This is a genomic window from Prochlorococcus marinus CUG1435 (assembly GCA_017644375.1).
Classification (GTDB): domain Bacteria; phylum Cyanobacteriota; class Cyanobacteriia; order PCC-6307; family Cyanobiaceae; genus Prochlorococcus_A; species Prochlorococcus_A marinus_AH.
This window is the reverse complement of sequence record JAEPLP010000001.1, coordinates 1,177,874-1,199,993: the sequence shown is the minus strand read 5'-3', so window position 1 is coordinate 1,199,993 and position 22,120 is coordinate 1,177,874. Positions and strand designations below refer to the sequence as shown.

Annotated in this window: 17 protein-coding genes; 12 read left to right on the top strand and 5 right to left on the bottom strand. The window is 31.5% G+C overall.

What is annotated here, in order from left to right:
- Positions 1-4: 4 nt before the first annotated feature.
- Complete coding sequence (locus JJ844_06765; GenBank protein MBO6975374.1) at positions 5-1,339, bottom strand: YcjF family protein; 1,335 nt, start codon at positions 1,337-1,339, stop codon at positions 5-7.
- A gap of 164 nt (positions 1,340-1,503) precedes the next feature.
- On the opposite strand from JJ844_06765, the gene JJ844_06760 reads away from it, so the two are divergent.
- The 7 genes from JJ844_06760 to JJ844_06730 all read left to right on the top strand — a co-directional run bounded on the left by JJ844_06760 (position 1,504) and on the right by JJ844_06730 (position 10,576).
- On the top strand, positions 1,504-1,926 hold the full coding sequence (locus tag JJ844_06760) for a hypothetical protein (GenBank protein MBO6975373.1): 423 nt from the start codon (positions 1,504-1,506) through the stop codon (positions 1,924-1,926).
- Entirely contained in the window at positions 1,916-2,932 is a 1,017-nt protein-coding gene (gene trpS, locus JJ844_06755) for a tryptophan--tRNA ligase (protein ID MBO6975372.1), read from the top strand. The genes JJ844_06760 and trpS overlap by 11 nt, the downstream gene beginning before the upstream one ends.
- A gap of 3 nt (positions 2,933-2,935) precedes the next feature.
- Positions 2,936-4,852: a threonine--tRNA ligase gene (gene thrS, locus JJ844_06750; GenBank protein ID MBO6975371.1), complete on the top strand. Its 1,917-nt coding sequence runs from the start codon at positions 2,936-2,938 to the stop codon at positions 4,850-4,852.
- Between the two features lie 10 nt (positions 4,853-4,862).
- Positions 4,863-5,897: a glucokinase gene (locus JJ844_06745; protein ID MBO6975370.1), complete on the top strand. Its 1,035-nt coding sequence runs from the start codon at positions 4,863-4,865 to the stop codon at positions 5,895-5,897.
- Positions 5,898-5,906: 9 nt separating this feature from the next.
- Entirely contained in the window at positions 5,907-6,854 is a 948-nt protein-coding gene (locus JJ844_06740) for a homoserine kinase (protein ID MBO6975369.1), read from the top strand.
- Positions 6,855-6,933: 79 nt separating this feature from the next.
- Positions 6,934-8,475, top strand: coding sequence for an NAD(P)H-quinone oxidoreductase subunit 4 (locus tag JJ844_06735; protein ID MBO6975368.1), 1,542 nt, complete (start codon positions 6,934-6,936; stop codon positions 8,473-8,475).
- Positions 8,476-8,488: 13 nt separating this feature from the next.
- The gene (locus JJ844_06730) at positions 8,489-10,576 is read left to right on the top strand and encodes a M3 family metallopeptidase (protein ID MBO6975367.1); all 2,088 of its coding nucleotides are present in this window, start codon (positions 8,489-8,491) and stop codon (positions 10,574-10,576) included.
- Here JJ844_06730 and JJ844_06725 read toward each other — a convergent pair.
- The 4 genes from JJ844_06725 to JJ844_06710 form a co-directional block, all read right to left on the bottom strand.
- Positions 10,569-11,162: a lipase gene (locus JJ844_06725; protein ID MBO6975366.1), complete on the bottom strand. Its 594-nt coding sequence runs from the start codon at positions 11,160-11,162 to the stop codon at positions 10,569-10,571. The genes JJ844_06730 and JJ844_06725 overlap by 8 nt on opposite strands.
- A gap of 5 nt (positions 11,163-11,167) precedes the next feature.
- Positions 11,168-11,530 (bottom strand): dihydroneopterin aldolase, encoded by a 363-nt coding sequence (gene folB / locus JJ844_06720; protein ID MBO6975365.1) that lies wholly within the window; start codon positions 11,528-11,530, stop codon positions 11,168-11,170.
- A gap of 11 nt (positions 11,531-11,541) precedes the next feature.
- Positions 11,542-12,852, bottom strand: coding sequence for a glutamate-5-semialdehyde dehydrogenase (locus tag JJ844_06715; protein ID MBO6975364.1), 1,311 nt, complete (start codon positions 12,850-12,852; stop codon positions 11,542-11,544).
- A gap of 64 nt (positions 12,853-12,916) precedes the next feature.
- The gene (locus JJ844_06710; GenBank protein MBO6975363.1) at positions 12,917-16,819 is read right to left on the bottom strand and encodes a translocation/assembly module TamB domain-containing protein; all 3,903 of its coding nucleotides are present in this window, start codon (positions 16,817-16,819) and stop codon (positions 12,917-12,919) included.
- A 115-nt stretch (positions 16,820-16,934) separates the two neighbouring features.
- Between JJ844_06710 and JJ844_06705 the strand changes: the two genes are divergently transcribed.
- From JJ844_06705 to glgB, 5 genes are read left to right on the top strand one after another with little or no spacing between them, the layout of a single operon-like run.
- Positions 16,935-17,378, top strand: coding sequence for a hypothetical protein (locus JJ844_06705; GenBank protein ID MBO6975362.1), 444 nt, complete (start codon positions 16,935-16,937; stop codon positions 17,376-17,378).
- Between the two features lie 11 nt (positions 17,379-17,389).
- Positions 17,390-17,797 carry a DUF4332 domain-containing protein gene (locus JJ844_06700; protein ID MBO6975361.1) on the top strand — a complete coding sequence of 136 codons (408 nt, stop codon included), beginning with the start codon at positions 17,390-17,392 and terminating at the stop codon, positions 17,795-17,797.
- 54 nt (positions 17,798-17,851) lie between these two features.
- Positions 17,852-18,118, top strand: a complete 267-nt coding sequence (locus JJ844_06695; GenBank protein ID MBO6975360.1) for a hypothetical protein — start codon at positions 17,852-17,854, stop codon at positions 18,116-18,118.
- Positions 18,119-18,125: 7 nt separating this feature from the next.
- Entirely contained in the window at positions 18,126-19,700 is a 1,575-nt protein-coding gene (locus JJ844_06690) for a CocE/NonD family hydrolase (GenBank protein MBO6975359.1), read from the top strand.
- A 59-nt stretch (positions 19,701-19,759) separates the two neighbouring features.
- On the top strand, positions 19,760-22,024 hold the full coding sequence (gene glgB, locus JJ844_06685) for a 1,4-alpha-glucan branching protein GlgB (GenBank protein MBO6975358.1): 2,265 nt from the start codon (positions 19,760-19,762) through the stop codon (positions 22,022-22,024).
- Positions 22,025-22,120: the final 96 nt, after the last annotated feature.

Sequence of the window (22,120 nt, the reverse complement as noted above, 5' to 3'; positions counted from 1 at the left end):
TAGATTATGAACTAAAAGATAGTTTCATAAGTGGTTTTCTAAGATCAGAAATAAATCCTTGCCAATTTATTTTTTCTTTTTCAAAAGCTTTTTCAACAATTATTTCAGAATTTTTCTTTATAAAATCCAAATCAGGTTCTTCCACTCCTTTTGTTATTGCCATAAAATCAGCCAAAGAACTTGATACTACTCTTGTTAAATAAGCAGCACTAACAGCCTGAAATGTTCCCGAAACAAGCCAATTTGGTCCATGTAATTTTGTAATACCAATTAGAGTCTGCCCACTCCATTCAATAACTCCCTGAGCAATTGCAGTCTTTAAAATCTCTTTAGATACTTTATCTAAAATTTCAGGAGACCAATTACATCCCCATATAGACTTAATTTCTTTAATCATTAATGAATTTAGTACTGTCATTGCCATAACATCAATCGATGGGATAGGAGATAAGAAAACAGTCGTCGCAACAAGAATTTGATTTTTTCTCTGTATACTTTTTAACTGCATTCTTCTTATCACTTCAATTTCAGATTGCCAGGCAACATGAAGTTCTTTCAAGAGTCTCTTTTTTGTATTTTCAATATTTTTAGATGAACTTATGAAAAACTTCCTTAACGAAAAAGGAATATTTGTTATTTCATTCTTTTTCGCATCAAAAGTAATGATTTTATTTATAAAATTAATTGAAATTTGGGACTTTAGGTCTTCTATCTGATTTTTGGATTCTATTTCGTTTGAAATTAAAGCCACCAACCAGATTGGCATATTTTTTGGGAACTTTTCTAGCCACAAAAAATCATTTGCCGACAAAGGCAAGGTTATAAAATACAAAATTGCATCACTCTTTAAAGCTTCTTCTGGAATAACTTGAGATGAATTGTATTTAGGCAGTTTTTCGAATAAATCAAAGTCAAACTTATCTGCTTTAAAATGACTTTTCAAAACAGAATGACAACTTTGATAATCTTTTTGTCCAATACAACTTATTTTTTCTTTTTCACATCTATTAAGAATCGATTCAAGTATCTTTTGTCTTTTAAAATTCTGTTTTTCTAATTCATTTTTTTCTTCAAGTTCTTCAAAAAAATTTAAATCTTCATTACATAGATTTATCCAACCATCTAAATTATTTGGCTCATTAAATTTAGGCTTATCATTCTTCAAGTAAAAATATCCGCCCAAACACAACGCAAAAAATCCTATTGAGCCGCCTGCAAAATGAATTAGGTCACTGACAAACCATTCCCCAAAACCTAATAATAATAAAATAAAAAAAAGATTTTTTTTTGGAAACCTTACAAAATCCTTTAAAAGGTTGCCTTTACTGATATCAAACACAATACTTTTTTTTTCTACTTTTATTTTAATGCAAGTTGTGAATGAGAAAAGCAAAATTTCATAAGTCTTTAATCAAAAGATAAGAAATTAGGCTTTTAAAAAGACTTGTTGCATAACAAGATGCTAAGTTAATAGACTATTTAAATAACACTAGAAACATTAAGATGTCGAATTCAAATTTCAGCAATAATCCTGAACAAGAAAGTTACAGAGGTCGTTCTAACAATGAAAGATCTAATTTCAGAAATAGATCGGGCGGCAGAAGAGATGGAGGAGGATTCCGCATAAGATTAAGTGATAACGAAATGAAAGCTGTTAAATCAATACAAGAGACCTTTCAATTAAGATCTACCGTTGCAGTTCTAGGTTTCTCTGTCAGAACACTTAGCGAAATGATCAAAGACGAAAAATTGATTAAATCAATCACAGAATATGCAAAAAATAATAAAAACTCTTCTCCGAATAGAGAATCACAAAACCTTTATGAAGAAAAGGCAAAAACAGTCCCTGACCCTTTTGCAAGACCTGTAAAAAGTACATCAACTGAAGAGATCCAATCTAACGAAGTAGAAGAGGATGGCAAATAAAAAAAGAATTCTTTCGGGAGTTCAACCAACTGGTGATTTACATATTGGGAATTGGCTTGGGGCCATAAATAATTGGGTTACGCTTCAAGAGCAATATGAAACATTTCTATGTGTAGTTGATTTGCACGCAATCACAGCTTCATATAATCCTAAAGAATTATCTCAGAACACTATCTCTACTGCAGCTTTGTACGTCGCTTGTGGCATAGATCCCAATATATGCTCAATTTTTGTCCAAAGTCAGATTTCTGCACATTCAGAACTTTGTTGGATATTAAATTGCATGACCCCAATAAATTGGATGGAAAGAATGATTCAATTCAAAGAAAAATCCATCCAACAGGGAAATAATGTATCCATTGGGTTATTTGACTATCCGATCCTGATGGCTGCAGATATTCTTCTATATGACGCTGACTTTGTACCAGTAGGTGAGGATCAAAAACAACATCTTGAACTTGCCAGAGATATTGCACAACAGAGAATTAATGCCAGATTTAGTAAGGATAAAAATATTTTAAAAATCCCTCAACCAATAATCATGAAGAATGGATCAAAAATAATGAGTTTAATTGATGGTTCAAAAAAGATGAGCAAAAGTGATCCTAATGAGGGCAGTCGTATTAACTTATTAGATGCTCCTGAAATAATCACAAAAAAAATAAAAAGAGCAAAAAGTGACAGTTCTATTGGAATAGAATTTAACAACCCTGAGAGACCAGAATCTAAAAATCTTTTGATGATTTATTCAATATTATCTGGCAAAGAAATTTCTCAATGTGAGAAGGAATTCTCAGAAACTGGATGGGGGACATTTAAAAAATTAATCACTGAACAACTTATTGAATCATTAGAACCTATTCAAAAAAAATATAAATTATTAATTAATGATCCCTATCAATTAAATAAAATCCTTGATGAAGGGAAGGAAAAAGCTGAGGATTTAGCTAATCAAACTTTAAAAAGAGTTAAATCAAAATTGGGATTCTTTGAAATGGAGAAATAAATTATGCCAATAATTACCTTGCCTGATGGTTCAAAAAAGGTTTTCGAAAAATCTGTAACAATTCTAGAAATTGCCCAGAGTATAGGCGCCGGATTAGCTAAAGCAACAATTGCTGGGAAAGTAAATGATGTTCTTCTTGATGCAACAATTCCTATAAATAAAGATTCCAAAGTTGTAATCATCACATCAAAAGATAAAGAAGGAATTGAAATAATAAGACATTCCTTCGCTCACCTGATTGGCCATGCAGTTAAACAAATTTACTCTGATATTAAAATGGCGATTGGGCCTGTAATTGAAGATGGTTTTTATTACGATATTTTCTCTGAATACAGATTTACTCCTGAAGATTTAATAAAAATCGAAAATAGAATTAATAAATTAATAAAAACAAACTATGACGTTGAAATTTTACAAGTTTCTAAAGAAGAGGCAATTAAAACTTTTAAAGAAAGAGATGAGACTTTTAAATTGAGAATAATTGAAGAAATTCCTGAAGAAGGTCTCATCAATTTATACAAGCACGAAGAATACATCGACATGTGTAGAGGGCCTCACGTTCCTAACACAAGACATTTGAGACACTTTAAATTACTTAAATTATCAGGTTCATATTGGAGAGGTAATAGCGAGAATGAATCATTACAGAGAATATATGGAACTGCATGGGCAAAAGAAAAAGAACTCAATGACTACTTAACAAGAATTGAAGAAGCGGAAAAAAGAGATCATAGAAAACTTGGTAAAAAACATTCACTATTTCATATACAAGAAGAATCTCCAGGAATGATTTTTTGGCATCCAAATGGATGGACAATATACAAAGTACTGGAAAAGTACATAAGAGAAATACTCGAAAAAAATGATTATTCAGAAATAAAAACCCCACAAGCTGTTGATAAATCTCTTTGGGAAAAATCCGGTCATTGGGAAAAATTTAGAGACGATATGTTCACTACTGCATCAGAAAATCGAACATATGCAATTAAACCAATGAATTGTCCATGCCATATTCAAGTATTTAATCAAGGTTTAAAAAGTTATAAAGATTTACCTATTCGTCTTGCCGAATTTGGTTCTTGTCACAGAAACGAGCCCTCTGGTGCACTACATGGCTTAATGAGAGTAAGAAACTTTACCCAAGATGATGCACACATATTCTGCACAGAAAAGCAAATTCAAGAAGAGGTATCTACTTTTATAGATCTTGTTTTCGAGGTTTATAAAACTTTTGGTTTTGATGAAATCATTATCAAATTATCAACTCGTCCTGAAAAAAGGGTAGGTAGTGAAGATATTTGGGATAAATCAGAAGAGGCTCTTACCAAAGCTCTCGATAATAAGAATCTAAAATGGGAATTACAACCTGGAGAAGGTGCTTTTTATGGTCCAAAAATAGAATTCTCGTTAAAGGATTGTCTTAATAGAGTTTGGCAATGCGGAACTATTCAGGTTGATTTCTCAATGCCTATTAGATTGGATGCAACTTATATAGATATTGATAATGAAAAAAGAAATCCAGTTATGCTGCATAGAGCGATTTTAGGCTCCTTTGAAAGATTTATAGGAATCTTAATTGAACAATATGAGGCAAAATTCCCAATTTGGCTTGCGCCTTATCAAATAATTCTATTAAGCATTACTGATAGAAATATTGAAAAATGTTTAAGGTTTAATGAATTAATAAATAATAATGGTTACCGATCAAAAGTTGATATTAGAAATGAAAAAATAGGATACAAAATACGGGAGGCAACTCTCGGGAGAGTTCCTTTAATTGCAGTTATTGGTGATAAAGAAGAGGAAATTGATTCAGTCGCCTTAAGAGCCTTGAATGGAAAAAATTTAGGAATTTTCAATTTACCAAATCTTTTCAAATTAATGGATGAATTAATTGAAAAAAAAGGGAGAACAGAATAATTATTAATATATGAATTTTCTCGCTTGTGATTTAGGAGGTACAAAAGTTCTATTAGGAATTTTCGAAAAAGAAATAAATAATAATTCGCCTAAGTTAATATTCAAAAAAAAATATATATCGTCTGATTGGGGTTCTTTTGAACAAATCCTAGAAGATTTTCTCAAAAAAGAATGCAAGAATATTACACATCCTTCTTCTGCCTGTTTTGCCGTAGCTGGTCCTTTGTCTAAAAACAACGCAAAAATCATTAACTTGTCATGGAATATTTCTGGAAATGCTTTACAGAACAAATTTAATTTTAAAAGCTGCGAGCTAATAAATGATTTCGCTGTACAAATTTATGGAATACCTTTTTTAAAAAAAAATCAATATTCTACTATCCAAAATGGATCAAATTCTGAAGGCGCTAATAATGATTTGCATGCCATTGTTGGAGCGGGGACTGGCTTGGGGGTTGCAAGAGGAATAATATCAGGGAAAAAGATAAAAGTTTTAGCTAGTGAAGGTGGTCATGTTGAGTACTCCCCAAAGTCAAAATTAGAATGGGATTTAAAAATTTGGCTTAAAAATTACCTAAAAGTTGACAGGATATCTTGTGAAAGAATTATTAGCGGTACTGGTTTATCAAGAATTGCCGAATGGAGACTAAGCAAACCTGATGCCCAAAACCATCCTCTACAACAATATTTAAAAAAAAATAAAATTTTTGATGCTGCGAGAAAAGAACTACCTGAAAAAATTTGTAATCTTTCTAAAGAAGGTGATCAGCTAATGATTGAAGTTGAGAGGATTTGGTTAGGTGCTTATGCCTCTTTATTGGGAGATGTTGCTCTTCAAGAATTGTGCTTTGGTGGATTATGGATTTCTGGAGGGACAGCATCAAAACATTTCAAAAACTTTAAATCAGACTTATTTTTAAAACAATTTTTCGACAAGGGAAGATTAAAAGATATTCTTAAAACAATACCTGTAAAAGTAATTTTAGATGAAGAGTTTGGACTTTTTAGTGCAGCCTGCAGAGCAAAAATGCTTTTAAAAACTTAAAAACAAAAAATGTCTATTCCTGAAGTAGGTAAAAAAATAAGGGTAACAGTGCCTTCCACAACTGCAAATTTAGGGCCTGGATTCGATTGCCTTGGAGCAGCATTAGATTTGTATAATGAGTTTATTTTTACAAGAATTGAAGGTGGTGGAGATAGATTTGATTTAATAATGGAAAGTACAGATGGTAATCATTTAAGAGGAGGACCTGAAAACTTAGTTTTTAGAGCAGCTCAGAAAGTATGGGAGAGCGCAAATAAGGATCCTTTTGCACTTGAAGCAAGAGTTAAGTTGGCCGTGCCACCTGCACGCGGTCTTGGAAGTAGTGCTACAGCAATAGTTGCTGGATTAATCGGAGCAAATGCAATAATGAACTCTCCATTGTCCAAAGAAAAACTCCTTGAACTTGCCATTGATATAGAAGGTCATCCTGATAATGTAGTTCCCTCTCTTCTGGGTGGGCTTTGCTTGACAGCCAGGTCTTCTTCTCAAAGATGGAGAATCATTAGATGTGATTGGCACGATTCAATTAAAGCTGTTGTAGCAATACCTGCAATTCGTCTAAGCACAAGTGAAGCAAGAAAGGTTATGCCCAAGAATGTACCCATATCTGATGCAGTTACAAATATGGGGGCACTTACTTTATTACTAAACGGCTTAAAAGCAGGTAATACGGAACTTATAAAAGAGGGAATGTTTGATAAGTTACATGAACCTTACAGATGGAAACTTATTAAGGGTGGATTAGAAGTTAAAGATGCCGCACTAAATGCAGGCGCTCTAGGATGCGCAATTAGTGGGGCCGGGCCAAGTATCTTAGCTTTGTGTAAAAAAGAAAATGGTAAAAACGTTAGTCAAGCCATGGTGAAAGCATGGGAGAAGTCAGGTGTAGCTAGCAGAGCACCGTTCTTAAACGTTCAAACAACAGGCAGTCAATTTAGCACTATCTCTGGTAAGTAGTTTTACTTAGGCATTTTTAATGTTATAGTCTCAAGCTAGTACAACTTCAACTAGAATAAAAAAATTATTCATTCCATAAATGAATTTAGAATCTTTTCCTTGGCTATCATCTATTGTTTTACTGCCTTTAATTGGGGCATTAATAATGCCTTTCTTGAGTTCGAAGGAAGGAGAAGATAACTTACTTCCTAGAAATATATCATTAAGTTTTTTATTTATAGATTTTTTACTTATAATTGGAGTCCTTTTCCAAAAATTTAATACTACAGATAGCTCTTTGCAGCTGGTAGAAAGAGCTTCTTGGTTACCATCAATAGGCTTAGAGTGGTCTCTTGGCGTAGATGGTTTATCTGCTCCTTTAGTAGCTTTAAGTGGGTTAATTACATTTTTATCTGCCGCAGCAAGCTGGAAAATCAAGAAAAAATCTAATTTATATTTTGCCCTTTTATTAGTCCAAGCATCAGCTCAATCATTAGTTTTCCTTTCTCAAGATTTCCTATTATTTTTCCTGGCCTGGGAACTTGAATTAGTGCCAGTTTATCTCCTTATCGCTATTTGGGGAGGGAAAAAGAAACTATATGCAGCCACAAAATTTATTCTTTACACTGCCTTAGCTTCTTTATTAATACTCGTAAGTGGTTTAGCGCTTGCCCTAAGTGGTGATACTTTTACTTTAAATATTACCGACTTGACCAACAAGCATGTAACGGGCAGTTTAGCATTATTATCTTATCTGGGTTTTTTAATTGGTTTTGGAGTAAAACTTCCGATCTTTCCGTTACATACCTGGTTACCGGATGCTCATGGAGAAGCAAATGCACCAGTATCAATGCTGCTTGCTGGAATACTTTTAAAGATGGGAGGCTACGCTCTATTAAGATTCAATGTTCAAATATTACCTGAAGTACATCTACAAATTGCACCTGCATTAATCATCCTTGGAATCATTAATATAATATACGGAGCGCTAAATGCATTCGCACAAGATAATGTCAAAAGGAGAATTGCATGTAGCTCAGTAAGTCATATGGGCTTCGTTCTCTTAGGGATCGGAGCAGTGGACGCTTTAGGAATAAGCGGAGCAATGCTTCAAATGATCAGCCATGGACTTATTGCTGCAGCAATGTTTTTTGTTACGGGTTCATTTTATGAACGAACAAATACTCTTTCCATTCCAAATATGGGCGGTTTAGCAAAGGTATTGCCAATAACTTTTGCTTTTTTCTTAGCAAGCTCTTTGGCCTCTTTAGCACTACCTGGGATGAGCGGTTTTATAAGTGAAATAACTGTATTTTTAGGAATCACTAGTCAAGAAGGCTTCAGTTCTATCTTTAGATCAATAACGATTCTTATTGCAGCTATAGGTTTAGTTCTAACACCAATATATCTTTTATCAATGTGTAGAAGAGTATTCTTTGGCCCTAGAATTCCTGCACTAGCTACAGTTAAAGAGATGAACGGCAGAGAATTGACGATTGGTTTCAGTTTATTGTTGCCTACTTTGGTGATAGGTTTCTGGCCGAAAATAGCCATAAATCTATACGAATCTTCAACCAACGCTCTCAGTCATCAACTTACTTTAGCTAAATTAGTAGGGTTAATTCCAACTTTAGTTAATTAAATTATTTTAATAAATGGATACCTCAATTTTTAAATATGGAGAATTACCAGAATTTAAAAAATTTACTCCCGAAAACATAAATAAGCAATTTCCAGAAGTACTAGAAGAGATAACTGAAGACTTTAAAAACATAGAGAAAAATTTATCTAATTATTTAATTCAAAATGATCTAGATTGGGATAAAGTGATTAATCCTTTGAATGAAGTAAATGAAATTCTTAGATGGAGTTGGGGAGTAATTAATCATCTAAATGCTGTAAATAATTCTGAAAGGCTTAGAGATATCTATTCAAAATTTCTTCCCAAGATTATTAGCCTTAGTAATAAATTCGGACAAAGTAAAATAATTTACAATACTTTAGTCAAGCTTAAAGAAACTAATAATTTTGATCAAATCAAAAACAGAATTTTAGATAAAGAAATTCTTGAGATGCAACATAGAGGAATTTCACTACAAAAAAATGATCAAGAAGAATTCAACAATATTTCAGAAAAGCTTGGAAAGTTATCAACAGACTTCAGCAATAATGTTCTTGATGCCACTAATAAATGGTTTTTAATATTAAATAAAAAATCTGAAGTCAATGGTCTTCCTGAAAGAGTTCTTGAATTGATGGCAATTTCTGCTCACAATCACTTAAATAAAGATGAAAAAGTTGATATTAAAAATGGACCTTGGAAGTTAAGTCTAGATATACCAACTTATACTTCATTTATGACTTATGCCACCGACCGTAACCTTAGAGAGAAACTATATAAGGCATTCGTTGGTAGGGCGTCACAAGGAGAAAAAAATAACTCTCAAATCATTGAAGAGATATTATCTCTTAGAACTAAACAGGCTAATCTTCTCGGTTATAAAAGTTGGGCAGAACTAAGTTTGTCAACAAAAATGGCGAAAGAAATTAAAAATGTTGAAAACCTTTTAGAAGAATTGAGAGAACCAGCATTCAAAACTGCAAAAATTGAATTAGAAACGTTAGATAAGTTTTCTAAAGCTAATGGGTTTCCAAAATCGCAGAATATTGAGCCATGGGATATTAGTTATTGGTCTGAACTTCTTAGAAAGGAAAAGCTCAATTTGGATCAAGAGTCTTTGAGACCTTGGTTCCCACTAAATGATGTTTTGAAAGGTTTATTTAAGTTAAGTGAAAAGCTTTTTGAAATTAAAGTAGTTGAAGCGACCAATGAGGCTCCTCTATGGAATGATGACGTCTTATTTTTTAATATCCTCAATAAAGAAGATAAGAAAATAGCATCTTTTTACCTCGATCCATATTCGCGACCTGAGTCAAAGAGAGGAGGGGCTTGGATGGATGAATGTTTGAATAAAAATAATGTTGGAAAAAAGACCCTTCCTGTAGCTTATCTAGTTTGTAATCAGACTCCACCATCAAAAGATAAACCTAGTTTGATGAGCTTTGAAGAAGTTCAGACACTTTTCCATGAATTTGGTCATGGTCTTCAACACATGCTTACTACTGTAAATCTTCCTCAAGCAGCCGGAATCAATAATGTCGAATGGGATGCTGTCGAACTTCCAAGTCAATTTATGGAAAACTGGTGCTTCCATAAAAATACACTTTTGAATATTGCTAAGCACTATAAAACAGGAGAAAACTTATCCGATGATAATTTTGAAAAGCTCCTAAAGAATAGAACTTTTAATTGTGGAATGGCTACTCTTAGACAACTACATTTTGCAATTACAGATCTCAGATTGCATAGCAATATCGATAAAAACGAAAGTAAAACAGCAGATGAAATAAGAAGAGAAATTGCAACGCAAACTACTGTAATTGCTCCTATTCAAGAAGATCAATTCCTTTGTTGTTTTAGTCATATCTTTGCAGGCGGATATTCTGCAGGATATTACTCCTATAAATGGGCTGAGGTTCTAAGTGCTGATGCTTTTTCTATGTTTGAAGAAGCTGGTCTAGAAAATCCTGAAGATATAAAGTTAATTGGGAAGAAATTCAAAGATACAATACTTAGCCTGGGTGGAAGCTTGCCTCCATTAGATATATTCAAATTATTCAGAGGCAGGGAGCCACAAACAGATCCATTAATAAGACACTTGGGTCTATCTGGAGCTACTTGATAATTTCATCAATTATTTTGCCAACCGCAGATTTATTTCTTACAAGATTTCTATGTTTGTATACTTTTACTGATATTTTTTTCCCAGAATCTAAATTTGTCCACCAGCCAGGGAAAACCATTAGATCCCAATAAGTAAAGAAATTTACACACTCTATATCGTTAAGGTAAAAATCATTATTTGCAAGTTCTTTTAACAACTTACTATTTATTTTCATTTCTGATATTCCTCTAAAAGGATATTTAGGGACTAATTGAGCTATTAATGTTCCTTTGTGAGGGGAACCTATAGATATAAATCTTCCTGTTCTTTTAAAACCGAAAAATTTTTGAATCCAATACCTACCAATTATCCCTCCCATGGAGAAACCTAAAATATCTAATTCTGTTTCTAATCCATATTTCTCTAAAATTAGTTCGTTTAATTTATTGGTCAAATCAATAATTGAAGTCATTCCATATGAATGTTCTAGAGTTGGGGCAAAATATTCAATTCCTATATCATCAAGTTTTGAGGTGATTAAAGAAAAAATACTTGAACTATTCCAAAGTCCATGAATCAATATAATGGGATTTCTTTTTTTCAATACAATTAATTATTTTCAAGAATTCTTACTATTGAAACCTTCCCATCAAAACCAGTGATTGGGGGATTGCATTTTGTTAAAACAATTTTAATTTTAGAGAGCTTAAATTCCTCATCAATAATTTCTAAAATTTCATTTGAGTATTTTTCAATTGTGAAACAATATATTTTCCTTGCTTGATCTTTCAAAATTTTAACTAATTTTGAATAATCAACTGTTTTTTTAATATCATCATTTACAGTACACATTTCAAAATCAGTCCACAAAAATAAATCCAAACTAAATAATTGTCCTAATTGCCTTTCTTCATCAAGAACACCAACTCTTGCCCAAAGTTTAATATTCTCAATTTTTAAAAAAGTTTCCATCCTCAGAAAATTTAAAGATCCTTATGTGTATAGTTAGCCTTTCCAGATGAAAAATCATCAACTATATTCCCACCTCCTTTTAGGAAATACTTATATGTAACTAAACCCTCTAGGCCAACAGGTCCTCTTGGCGGCAAAGTTTGAGTAGATATTCCAACTTCCGCTCCGAATCCATACCTAAATCCATCTGCAAACCTAGTAGAGCAATTGTGAAAAACCCCTGCACTATCAACTATATTCATAAATTTATCAGCAGTATTTAAGTTTTCAGTAATTATTCCATCTGTATGTTTTGAACTAAATTTTTGGATATGAGTAATTGCATCCTCAAGATCATCAACTATTTTTATCGATAAAATTAAATCTAAATATTCAGTTTGCCAGTCTTCTAGACTAGCTTCATATTTTAACCCTAAGGCAACTGATCTTTTATCTCCAATTAATTTAACATCATGAGAATTAAACAATGGGATTGCCCTTTCTAGAAAAACTGGTGCAATTTCTTTATGAACTAATAAAGTTTCAATAGCATTACATGCTGCAGGATATTGAATTTTACTGTCCAAAGCTACTGATAAAGCCATCTCAAGATTTGCCTCATTATCTATAAACAGATGGCATATTCCATCAGCATGGCCTAATACAGGAATTCTTGTATTCTCCTGAATAAATTTAACTAATTCATTACTTCCTCTAGGAATTATTAAATTAATATATTTCTCAAGATTTAACATGGACATACTATCTTTTCTGCTAGTAAGTAAGCATATTGCATTTTCATCAAGACCTGATTCACATAAACCCTCTTGTAATGCTTTAACTATTGCATTATTTGTTAAATTTGCTTCACTACCGCCCTTTAGAATTACTCCATTACCTGATCTTATTGCTAGAGAACTAATCTGCATAACAGCATCTGGCCTTGATTCAAAAATGACCCCAATTACCCCTATAGGAACAGTTTTTCTCTCTAAGATCAATCCCTTTGAAAGCTCTCTTTTGAGTTGAACTTGATTTACAGGATCAGCCAAGTCTCCAACTTTTTTTACTCCTTCAATCCCTGAATCTAATTTTTCTTTTGATAACTTTAATCTAGAGAGTAAAGCGTTTGAAATTCCTTTCTTTTCTGCATTTATATAGTCCTCATTATTTGCTTCTAAAATTTCTTTGGTACTTTTTTTAAGAGAATCAGCCATAGAATTTAAAGCTTTAATTCTTTTGTGATTCTCAGTCTGGCTTATTTTTATTGTAGCCAATCGCACTTGATTAGCTTTTTCTAGAAGATCATTACTCGGTTGAGGAACTTCAAAGATATTGGTCATACATTTTTTTAAAATTCATTTAATAATAATTCAAATTCAGGATTCTTTAAACTTTCTTTATAACTTAATACCTAAAAAACAATTGAACTTGACTTCTCCAGCCCCCATCAGAATCATAAGAACCTAATAATTCTAAGTTTGGATTAGCCTGAAAAGTCAAAATTCCTGTAGGTGAAATGTCATCTCTTCCTGGAACGGTTTGAAAGGAAAAATTTATTGCATCAGTAATATCAAGACCTAGTTCAGCAACCCAAGCTTGAGAAGAAAATTCCTCATTAGAAGATGATTGTCCATCACTTTCTATATCCAAATTTTCATTAGAAAAAATATTATTTAAAGAATCATTATTTTCTATTAAGGCTGGATATAAAGACAGCTGAAATCTCTCACTAAAAGCATCCGCATTATTGATTTGAGAAATAAAAGATCTATTTATTAAATTAGCAGCGTTACCTCCAATTAAACCAATAATTTGTGACCGATTATAACTTGGAGTACTTCTTAATTGGATTCGTTTATTTTCATCTTCAAAAGATAATTGATCTAGAAAACCTTCATAAGAAGCTTCAATTTTTATAAGCCTAGTATTACCAATTCCAAAAGTACCAATGCCATTGGAGCTTGCATCAGAGTCAAGATCTCCTGAAATATTTGGGTCCTGATTATTTTCTCTGATAGGAATTATAGAGTCTGGAACTTTACTTACTAGAGAGAATTTTATATATGGTACAACACCACTTCTTTCTGCAAATAAAATATAATTATCTTGATTTTTATCAAGTTTAAAAGGAGTTGTATAAAGATTAGCTCTACCTTTTTCAAGATTAATAAGTCCCCTAGCGCTCAAATCTTTTCCTACCTCACCATTGATATTAAGATCTAATAGCGTGTCTAAATAAACTTGAATACTTTCTGAAAATTGAAGTTTAAATTCTGGTCCAAGTTTTAATATAAGATTATTAAAACTCAAATTATCCAAATAATTAGGCAAAGTTTCTCCTAAAAGAACTGAATTCAAGATTGTTTCATTTGAAACTATTGCCAAAAAACCCTTGCGATCCCAAAATAGTTCTGGCCATATGGGTTGATCCTCTTTTCGATTAATATTTTTATTTATTTTATTATTTTTATTTGTGCGAATAAAGTCAATAAATCCATTATTAAGTGCAAGTTTGCCACTCAATACAGGACTTTCAAATGATCCACTTAAATCCAATTTTGAATCTAATTTAGAACTAAAATTATCTGTTTTTAAAGAAAATTCTTTTGTTTCCAAATTAATATTTTCTTTACCCGTATTTTTCTTATTATAAAAAGGCAAAGTCCCCTCTATAAAAATATTTCCAGAATCTTTTCCTTTTGCTTCCAGTTTCCCATCAATCTCTAAATAATCAAAATCAAAAATAATCCTGCCGTTAATATCTTTGATTAAATTGTTATAAACTTCAATTTCAGAATCTTTAATTACAACAAATCCATTCAATAAAGGTTTATTTAAAGTACCTTTTATAATTACTCCAAGATTAAAATCACCTCTTTTAAAAGTAAAGTATTCACCGGCAAAAATATCTAATAAATCAATAAATTTCTCATTTCCACTCAATCTTAAATCTAAATTTTCTTCATCTTTTATTGGAATTGAACCTTTAATGGATATTGGAATTTTAGATTCATTGATAAAGAATGGGAAATCAATTTTAAAAATAGAATTATTTAAATTAATTGATCCATTATCAATTACCAATTTGTTATTTTTTATTAATAAATTATTGGATAAAATTTTACTCTCGAAAGATTTTTTATCCAAATTATAAAATAAATTCATATCCAGCCCACCTTGAAAATCTCTTGGTTGATTTAAAAAGATATTTGCCACACTTATGGGAAGTTTTTTAATTTTTAAGGAACCATCACCTCTTAATAACCCTCCTTCTAAATCAATAGAAAATTTGTCATAATTACTTTCATAATCTTCTCTAGAAACATTAAAATATCCATTTAATTTTGCATTTAAATTATAGTTGAGTGGTTTATCTCCCTGAACAATTACTCTTCCATTATATCTACTTTTAAATTTACTTAAATATTTTTGCAAGTTAAACTTATCCTCAGATTTAATATTATTCGCATTAATCTTATTTTTAAAATCTATCCAATCTTTAAAAGAATTATTTTTTTTATTTATTTCCAAATCATCCAAAACATTAAATTTACTTATCGGTAAAACTTTTTTATTTTCAAAATTAAAAATATCAACTGCTGTTAATATTGTCCAACTGGTACTTATATTATTAAAATCTAAATTCACTAAATTATTATTTTTTGAGTCATACACGAATTCAATTATTCCACCATCAATTGGATACAATGATGAATTTACATAAAAATAATTATCTTTTAATCTGAAATCAAATAATGAATTCGCTAACTTTATATTTCTATATTTACCTAAACTTAAAGCAAGTCTTCCATCAAGATAAGACTGGTCTAAAGCTATTGATCCCGCACCATTAATAATTCCGTAAATTCTACTGAATTGATTTTTCCTTAAGGACAATTCAAGCTCATCAATTGGAAAATTTTCAGCTTTCCAAATGTAGCTATTCTTCTCTTTAACTACCCCTATACTGCCCTTATCAGAGTTAAAAACTCTACTAAAAGTCAATCTATCTAATTTAAGCCTAGAGTCAAAATTAACCGATAGGAATGTAGGAATTGTGGAATAATATTTATTTTTTATATTTAAAAAATATTTATTTTTGTCATTTTTAAAATCTCCCTCCCATGTCTCTCTAATACGAATCCCTTTATATTGAGTATCCGCAATATTGAATTTAAAAGCAATATCAGGATCATTAATTTTTCCTTTTAATTCTCCGGAAGCTTTAATGAAACCACCTATCCCATTTTTTTGGAAAACATTTAAATTTGCTAATTGAGTTCTATTTAAAGTAAAACTAGAATCGATTTCTCCAAAATTAATACCTCTTTTATCTAACCAATAAGTAATACTTCCCTTTAAATTAAGGTCTGGTTTTGGTCTTTCTTTATAACCAACACTTCCTTCTAAATCAATATTATTAAAACTTTTATTAAATGGAACATTTAAATTAAAATTTGATGTTAAAGAACCATAATTAAGATTTTTTGAATTTCCTATTAAATTTTTGTCTTTACAAATGAATCCAATTAAATCTGAACTTAAGTTCTCTGAGAAGCCATCCGGTTTTATATCTAAATTTGTAAAGGCAAGTTTTCCTCTACAAAATATTTGATTTGATGACTTATAAAATTTAAAGTTAGATTTTAAATTACCATTTTTAAATTCAATTTTTCTATTCCTAATAATATATTTTGAGCCTTCGAGATTTAATCCACTTGAAAAGACTTCAAGCCCTAAAAAATCTTGATTTAGCTTTGTATTAAATTTAAATTTTAATAACCCTTTTTCATCAAATTTTGATTTTATATTCCCTATAATCTCATTATTAATAGACCTATAAATAAAATTACCCTTTACTTTAGTTATCAATCCTAAATTATCGACACTCAGATTTGCATATTTATTAAAGTTGAATACTAAATCATAATTTAATTTTGGTTTGTTCGTTTCTTGCCTTTTGATATTTAGTTTATCACTTTTAAAAAAATCTTCTTCAAGATTAATTTTAGCTTTCTGAGGCTTTATTTTTATAACCCACTTTCGATTTAAAAGTGATTGTATAGGCATAATACCTACATATAAATTCTCTGCTTCGACTAAAGAATTTATATTTTCTTTATCAATAATTTTAGAATACCCTAAAGAAAAACCTAAAAATCTGATTCCAGAATAATCACCCAAATCAACATTTTTATCTAATAAGTTTTCAATACTTTTTTCTATTTGCGATTTTCTAGAATCAAAATTTTCTCTTAAAAGGTTATTAAATAAAAAGGTGCCATAAAAACCCGAGGGCAAGAGTATCCCTATTGAAAGAATTTTTTTAAATAAATTTAGAGATCTAATTTTTTTCAAGTTAGAACCCAAAAATAGAGTAGGCTTACAAAATATAAGAAATTAATCCGGTCAAAGCCACTAAATGTCTTTTTTTGAACTATTAGAGAACACCCCCAAAATTTTTGGATTATTTGGAATAATCCTCTTAATTTCCACTTTAGCAGCTTTTATATTTAATTTTGGTTTTAAATTTCGAATAATCGGAGCAACCATTTTCTCATTTCTACTTTCTTTAAGCAGTTGGGCATTTATACAAAGTTATACTGAAAAAGTTGTAATCCAAGATGCAAAATATCTCCCAATCGTTTATGACAATGGGTTCGATTTAATTATTGCTAAAGCAGATGATGACTTCCCAGAAGATTCTATTGAACCAACTTTAGAACAACTTTCGGAAAACCTCAGAAAAGGTAGCAGGTCGGGTGCGAACGTAAAAATAAAGATAAGGAAACTTGAAAAAATTTCAGATGGTGTAAGTAAACCAGTAGTAATTGGAGAAATTCAGAAAAATGTCAAAATGAATTAATCTTTAAAATAATGGAAAGCAAACCATTTTTAGATTTTTTGCCATCTAACTTTAGACATGAGAAATCTTTTTTTATTCAAAATAAACTAACTGACCTTGAAAGACTTAGTAATATGTCAGACTTAGATTTAAATGAGATTCAAAAAAAATCTCCAATATGTTCTTTAAATAATCTAAAGAAAATTAGGGCTATTGCTCTTTTTAAAAAAGAAATTGGAATTTCCCCACCGCAAGCATATCTACTTTTACATTGTGGTGTTAGTTCAACTAAATCATTATCAATATCTACTCCTTACGAATTAGTACGCAAAATTGGCCGACTAGAAAGAAATCTACGAGTGAAAACTGAGACAGATATAACTCTTATTCTCTTAAAAAAATGGATTAATAGAGCCAATGAATTCTACAGATCTAATTAAAAATCTTGATTAAAAATAATTTTTTAATGTAGAATTTAAAAAAAGTTGTAAGTAATGAAATCTTTTTTATTTTTATTATTTTTGTTTTCCAACTCTTTGTACCCTGTTTTTAGTCAATCAAACTTACTAGAAAGTGTAAAAAAGAATCCAGGCGAAGCAAAGAATATATGCAATAAATTTAGAGAGCTAAATGCACAAGGCAAATCGGCAAGTGATGAAGAAGCTATAAATTATGTCTCAGAGAGAAATAAATTAACTCCCGTTAATGCTGAGATCTTTTCTATTTACGTTATAGGACTGCACTGTCCAGATATCACATAAAGCTTAAATGTATAGTTCAAGATGGCTTGACAAATCTCTAGTACTTAGAGATGGAGTCAGGCTCATATCAAGGATTTGGTTGCCTAATGGAGATGGGCCATGGCCAGCATTATTAATGAGACAACCTTATGGCAGGGAAATAGCTTCAACAATTACTTATTCACACCCTGAATGGTGGGCTTCCAAAGGGTATATGGTGATAATTCAGGATGTTAGAGGAATGGGTGCTTCTGAAGGAGTTTTTAATGGTTTTTCTCAAGAAGCAAGTGATACTTCAGAAACTCATGAATGGGTAAGGTCTTTAAAAGAATGTAATGGAAAACTTGGCTTATATGGTTTTTCATATCAAGGATTTACTCAACTAACTGGTGAATTAAATTCAAAGCCGCCCGATTGTTTATCACCGGCAATGACTGGGATGAATATTAAAGATCATTGGTGCTCAGATGGAGGAGCATATTGGTGGCATAACAATATTGCATGGGGACTTCAAATTGCAGCACTAAAAATGAAAAGAGAAAATAATTTGTCTGAGTGGGAAAAAATAAGAATAGCCTTAGAAAATAAAAGTTATTTAAGGGAAGGAGTTGATATTTTAAAAAAATATGATCCTAATAGCTTTGTTTTGGAATGGCTTAAAAATTTAAATAATGTTCGACCCTTTGAAGAATTTAAACCAATTTCATCATGGATTAAACAACCTATTTTAATTATTGGAGGAATTTGGGATCCACATTTAAGAGGAGCCTTTGATCTTTATAAAAAATCTAAAGAAGCTGGTGGTAGTCCAGAGATCATTATTGGAAACGCGACACACCTAAATTGGTGGAAGGGATCACAAGAATCTTTATTAAAATTTTTTGATAAACATTTAAAATCAGATGAAGATTTTAATTTCAAGGACCAAAAAATAGAAAAAAAAATATGGAATATTTCATTAAATAAATGGGAAGAATTAGATAATAAATTTCACCCTGAATTTATTTTTGGCCTTAAAAGCGATGGAGCAGCAAATGTAGAGGTTGAAGATGGAAGTCTTATCATAAATTCAAAAGGTTCAGGATGGTTCACAATTGTTAATGACCCCTGGAGACCCACTCCATCTGACGGGGGCCATCTAGGTCCAAATCCTGGAAAGTTTAATAGAAATATTATTGATAAACGCTTGGATGTAGGTGTTTTTCAAACCAATTCTTTTAAAGAAGATCAATATCTAACAGGTGTTCCCACATTAGATATCCAAGTAAAAAGTGATCAGCCCAATTTCGATATCTGCCTTGCTTTATCTCTAATTGAAAAAGGTTATGAGAAGGTGAATCAATTTTCAACTGGCTTTTTAAGGGTTAAAAACTCCAAAATAAATGAAGAATGCCTTTATCAAATAACAATGCAGCCAACAAATATTTGTTTAATTAAAGGTAGCAAGCTTCGCTTATCTATATCTGCAGCAGCTTACCCCGCTATTGGAGTTAATCCTGGATTTGGGGAGGAAAATATTGGGGCACCTTCAGCAAATCATAGAATTATTACTCTAAGTTTTCTTCTTAATAAAACATTTATGAAAATGAACCCTTTTTTTTAATAAATAATTATATTTTTGGTTAATCATTTGATATTATAAATCCTTAACATCCACCAGTCATGATCGAGACAATTCAAGCAGACTGGATTAAATCAGAAGCTATCAACCTAGAAAATTGTTGCAATGATAATCCATTAAAAATATTAGGTCCTCATTATTTTGAAGAGCAGTGGGTAATAAGGGTATGGATGCCTGAAGCGGAAGAAGTTAAAGTAAATTTTAAAAATAATATCTACAAAGCAGAGTGCATAAACCATAAATGGCTTTTTGAAGCAATCCTGCCTGAAAATCCAAATTCTGATTACGAAATAAATATTTCAAGAGGAGGGATCACACATACACAAAGTGACCCTTGGTCATATAGAGAAGAGTGGATGGGAGAAGTTGATAGGCATCTCTTTGCAGAAGGTAATCATCATCATATTTGGGAAAAAATGGGAGCACATCTCATTGAAAATAAGAATCAAAAAGGTGTAATGTTCTGCATTTGGGCTCCTAATGCAAAATCAATCTCGATAATTGGAGATATAAATTCTTGGGATGGAAGACATCATCCAATGCAAAAAAGATTAGGAGGAATTTGGGAACTATTCTTGCCAACAATAAAAGAGGGAGACACATATAAATATGAAATAAGAACTCAACAAGGTCATATTTATGAAAAAGCCGATCCATATGGTTTCCTTCATGAAATCAGACCTCAAAATGGTTCAATAGTTTCAAAATTGAAAAACTTTGATTGGAGTGATAGTTCTTGGATTTCAAATAGAGATTCTTCTAGTCAAATTAACAAGCCAATTTCAGTTTATGAAATGCATTTAGGAAGTTGGCTCCATGAATCAACAGATAATAAATATCTCGAAGAAAATGGTGAACCAAGAGACCCAGTCCCTGCAGCCGATTTAAAGCCTGGAACAAGATTATTAACCTATCCAGAATTAACCGAAAAACTCATCCCTTACGTAAAAGAAAGAGGATTCACTCATATTGAACTAATGCCAATATCTGAACATCCTTTCGATGGTTCTTGGGGATATCAGGTAACAGGCTGGTATGCACCAACAAGTAGATTTGGTACTCCAAATGAATTTAGAGAATTTGTAAATAAATGTCATGAAGAGGGCATAGGTGTAATTCTTGATTGGGTACCTGGTCATTTCCCAAAAGACAAGCATGGTTTAGCATTTTTTGATGGTTGTCATCTTTATGAACATGGGGATTCACGCATTGGTGAGCACAAAGAATGGGGAACTTTAATCTTTAATTACAGCAGAAACGAAGTAAGAAATTTTCTAGTAGCCAACCTAGTATATTGGTTTGAAGAATTTCACATTGATGGCATACGTGTAGATGCTGTAGCTTCCATGCTTTATAGAGACTATCTGCGCCCAGATGGAGAATGGATACCTAATGAGAATGGTGGGAATGAAAATATAGAGGCCGTTAAATTTCTTCAACAAGCTAATCATGTACTCTTCCAACATTTCCCTGGTGCACTTTCTATCGCAGAAGAATCAACAACTTGGCCAATGGTAACCAAACCAACGGACATGGGAGGATTAGGGTTTAATTTAAAATGGAATATGGGCTGGATGCACGATATGCTTGATTATTTTGAGATAGATCCTTGGTTCAGACAATTCCATCAAAATAGTGTGACTTTCTCAATAACATATAACTATACGGAGAACTTTATGCTTGCTCTCAGTCATGATGAGGTTGTCCATGGGAAAAGTCATCTTTTACATAAAATGCCTGGTGACGATTGGAAGAAATATGCAAATACTCGAGCTTTACTAACTTATATGTGGACCCATCCTGGTAAAAAAACAATATTCATGGGAATGGAATTTGGACAAAGACAAGAATGGAATGTTTGGGATGATCTTCAATGGGATCTACTGGCATTTGAACCTCATAAAGGAATCAGAAACTTGGTTGATGATTTAAATTCACTTTATAAAAAAGAACCTGCGTTATGGAAAAATGACTTTGATCCCTATGGATTCCAGTGGATTGATTGTAATGACAAATCTAATTCAGTTATAAGTTTCATGAGAAGAGAAAACGACACCAATGAGTGGCTTGTTGTTGTTGCTAACTTTACACCTAATACACATGACTCATACAAAGTAGGGGTTCCTTTAGATGGATTCTATAAAGAAATATTTAATTCAGATGGCTCTAGATACGGAGGCAGTAACAAGGGGAATATGGGCGGCAAAGAAACTATAAATTACAATATTCATGATTATCAAAATGCACTAGAACTCTCTTTGCCCCCATTAAGCGTGAGTATCTTCAAACATCAATCAAAAAAATAAGAAGGCTCATTTAACTTAGTGCTTCATATAAATGTTCATATAACCATTTTGCTCTGCTTTACATTGTAAGATTTTTAAGTTGGAATTTTAATTTTT

Excerpts from the sequence above, each read along its gene's own strand:
- JJ844_06760 (MBO6975373.1), top strand. The coding sequence starts at position 1,504 with ATGTCGAATTCAAATTTCAGCAATAATCCTGAACAAGAAAGTTACAGA.
- trpS (MBO6975372.1), top strand. The coding sequence starts at position 1,916 with ATGGCAAATAAAAAAAGAATTCTTTCGGGAGTTCAACCAACTGGTGAT.
- thrS (MBO6975371.1), top strand. The coding sequence starts at position 2,936 with ATGCCAATAATTACCTTGCCTGATGGTTCAAAAAAGGTTTTCGAAAAA.
- JJ844_06745 (MBO6975370.1), top strand. The coding sequence starts at position 4,863 with ATGAATTTTCTCGCTTGTGATTTAGGAGGTACAAAAGTTCTATTAGGA.
- JJ844_06740 (MBO6975369.1), top strand. The coding sequence starts at position 5,907 with ATGTCTATTCCTGAAGTAGGTAAAAAAATAAGGGTAACAGTGCCTTCC.
- JJ844_06735 (MBO6975368.1), top strand. The coding sequence starts at position 6,934 with ATGAATTTAGAATCTTTTCCTTGGCTATCATCTATTGTTTTACTGCCT.
- JJ844_06730 (MBO6975367.1), top strand. The coding sequence starts at position 8,489 with ATGGATACCTCAATTTTTAAATATGGAGAATTACCAGAATTTAAAAAA.
- folB (MBO6975365.1), bottom strand. The coding sequence starts at position 11,530 with ATGGAAACTTTTTTAAAAATTGAGAATATTAAACTTTGGGCAAGAGTT.
- JJ844_06715 (MBO6975364.1), bottom strand. The coding sequence starts at position 12,852 with ATGACCAATATCTTTGAAGTTCCTCAACCGAGTAATGATCTTCTAGAA.
- JJ844_06705 (MBO6975362.1), top strand. The coding sequence starts at position 16,935 with ATGTCTTTTTTTGAACTATTAGAGAACACCCCCAAAATTTTTGGATTA.
- JJ844_06700 (MBO6975361.1), top strand. The coding sequence starts at position 17,390 with ATGGAAAGCAAACCATTTTTAGATTTTTTGCCATCTAACTTTAGACAT.
- JJ844_06695 (MBO6975360.1), top strand. The coding sequence starts at position 17,852 with ATGAAATCTTTTTTATTTTTATTATTTTTGTTTTCCAACTCTTTGTAC.
- JJ844_06690 (MBO6975359.1), top strand. The coding sequence starts at position 18,126 with ATGTATAGTTCAAGATGGCTTGACAAATCTCTAGTACTTAGAGATGGA.
- glgB (MBO6975358.1), top strand. The coding sequence starts at position 19,760 with ATGATCGAGACAATTCAAGCAGACTGGATTAAATCAGAAGCTATCAAC.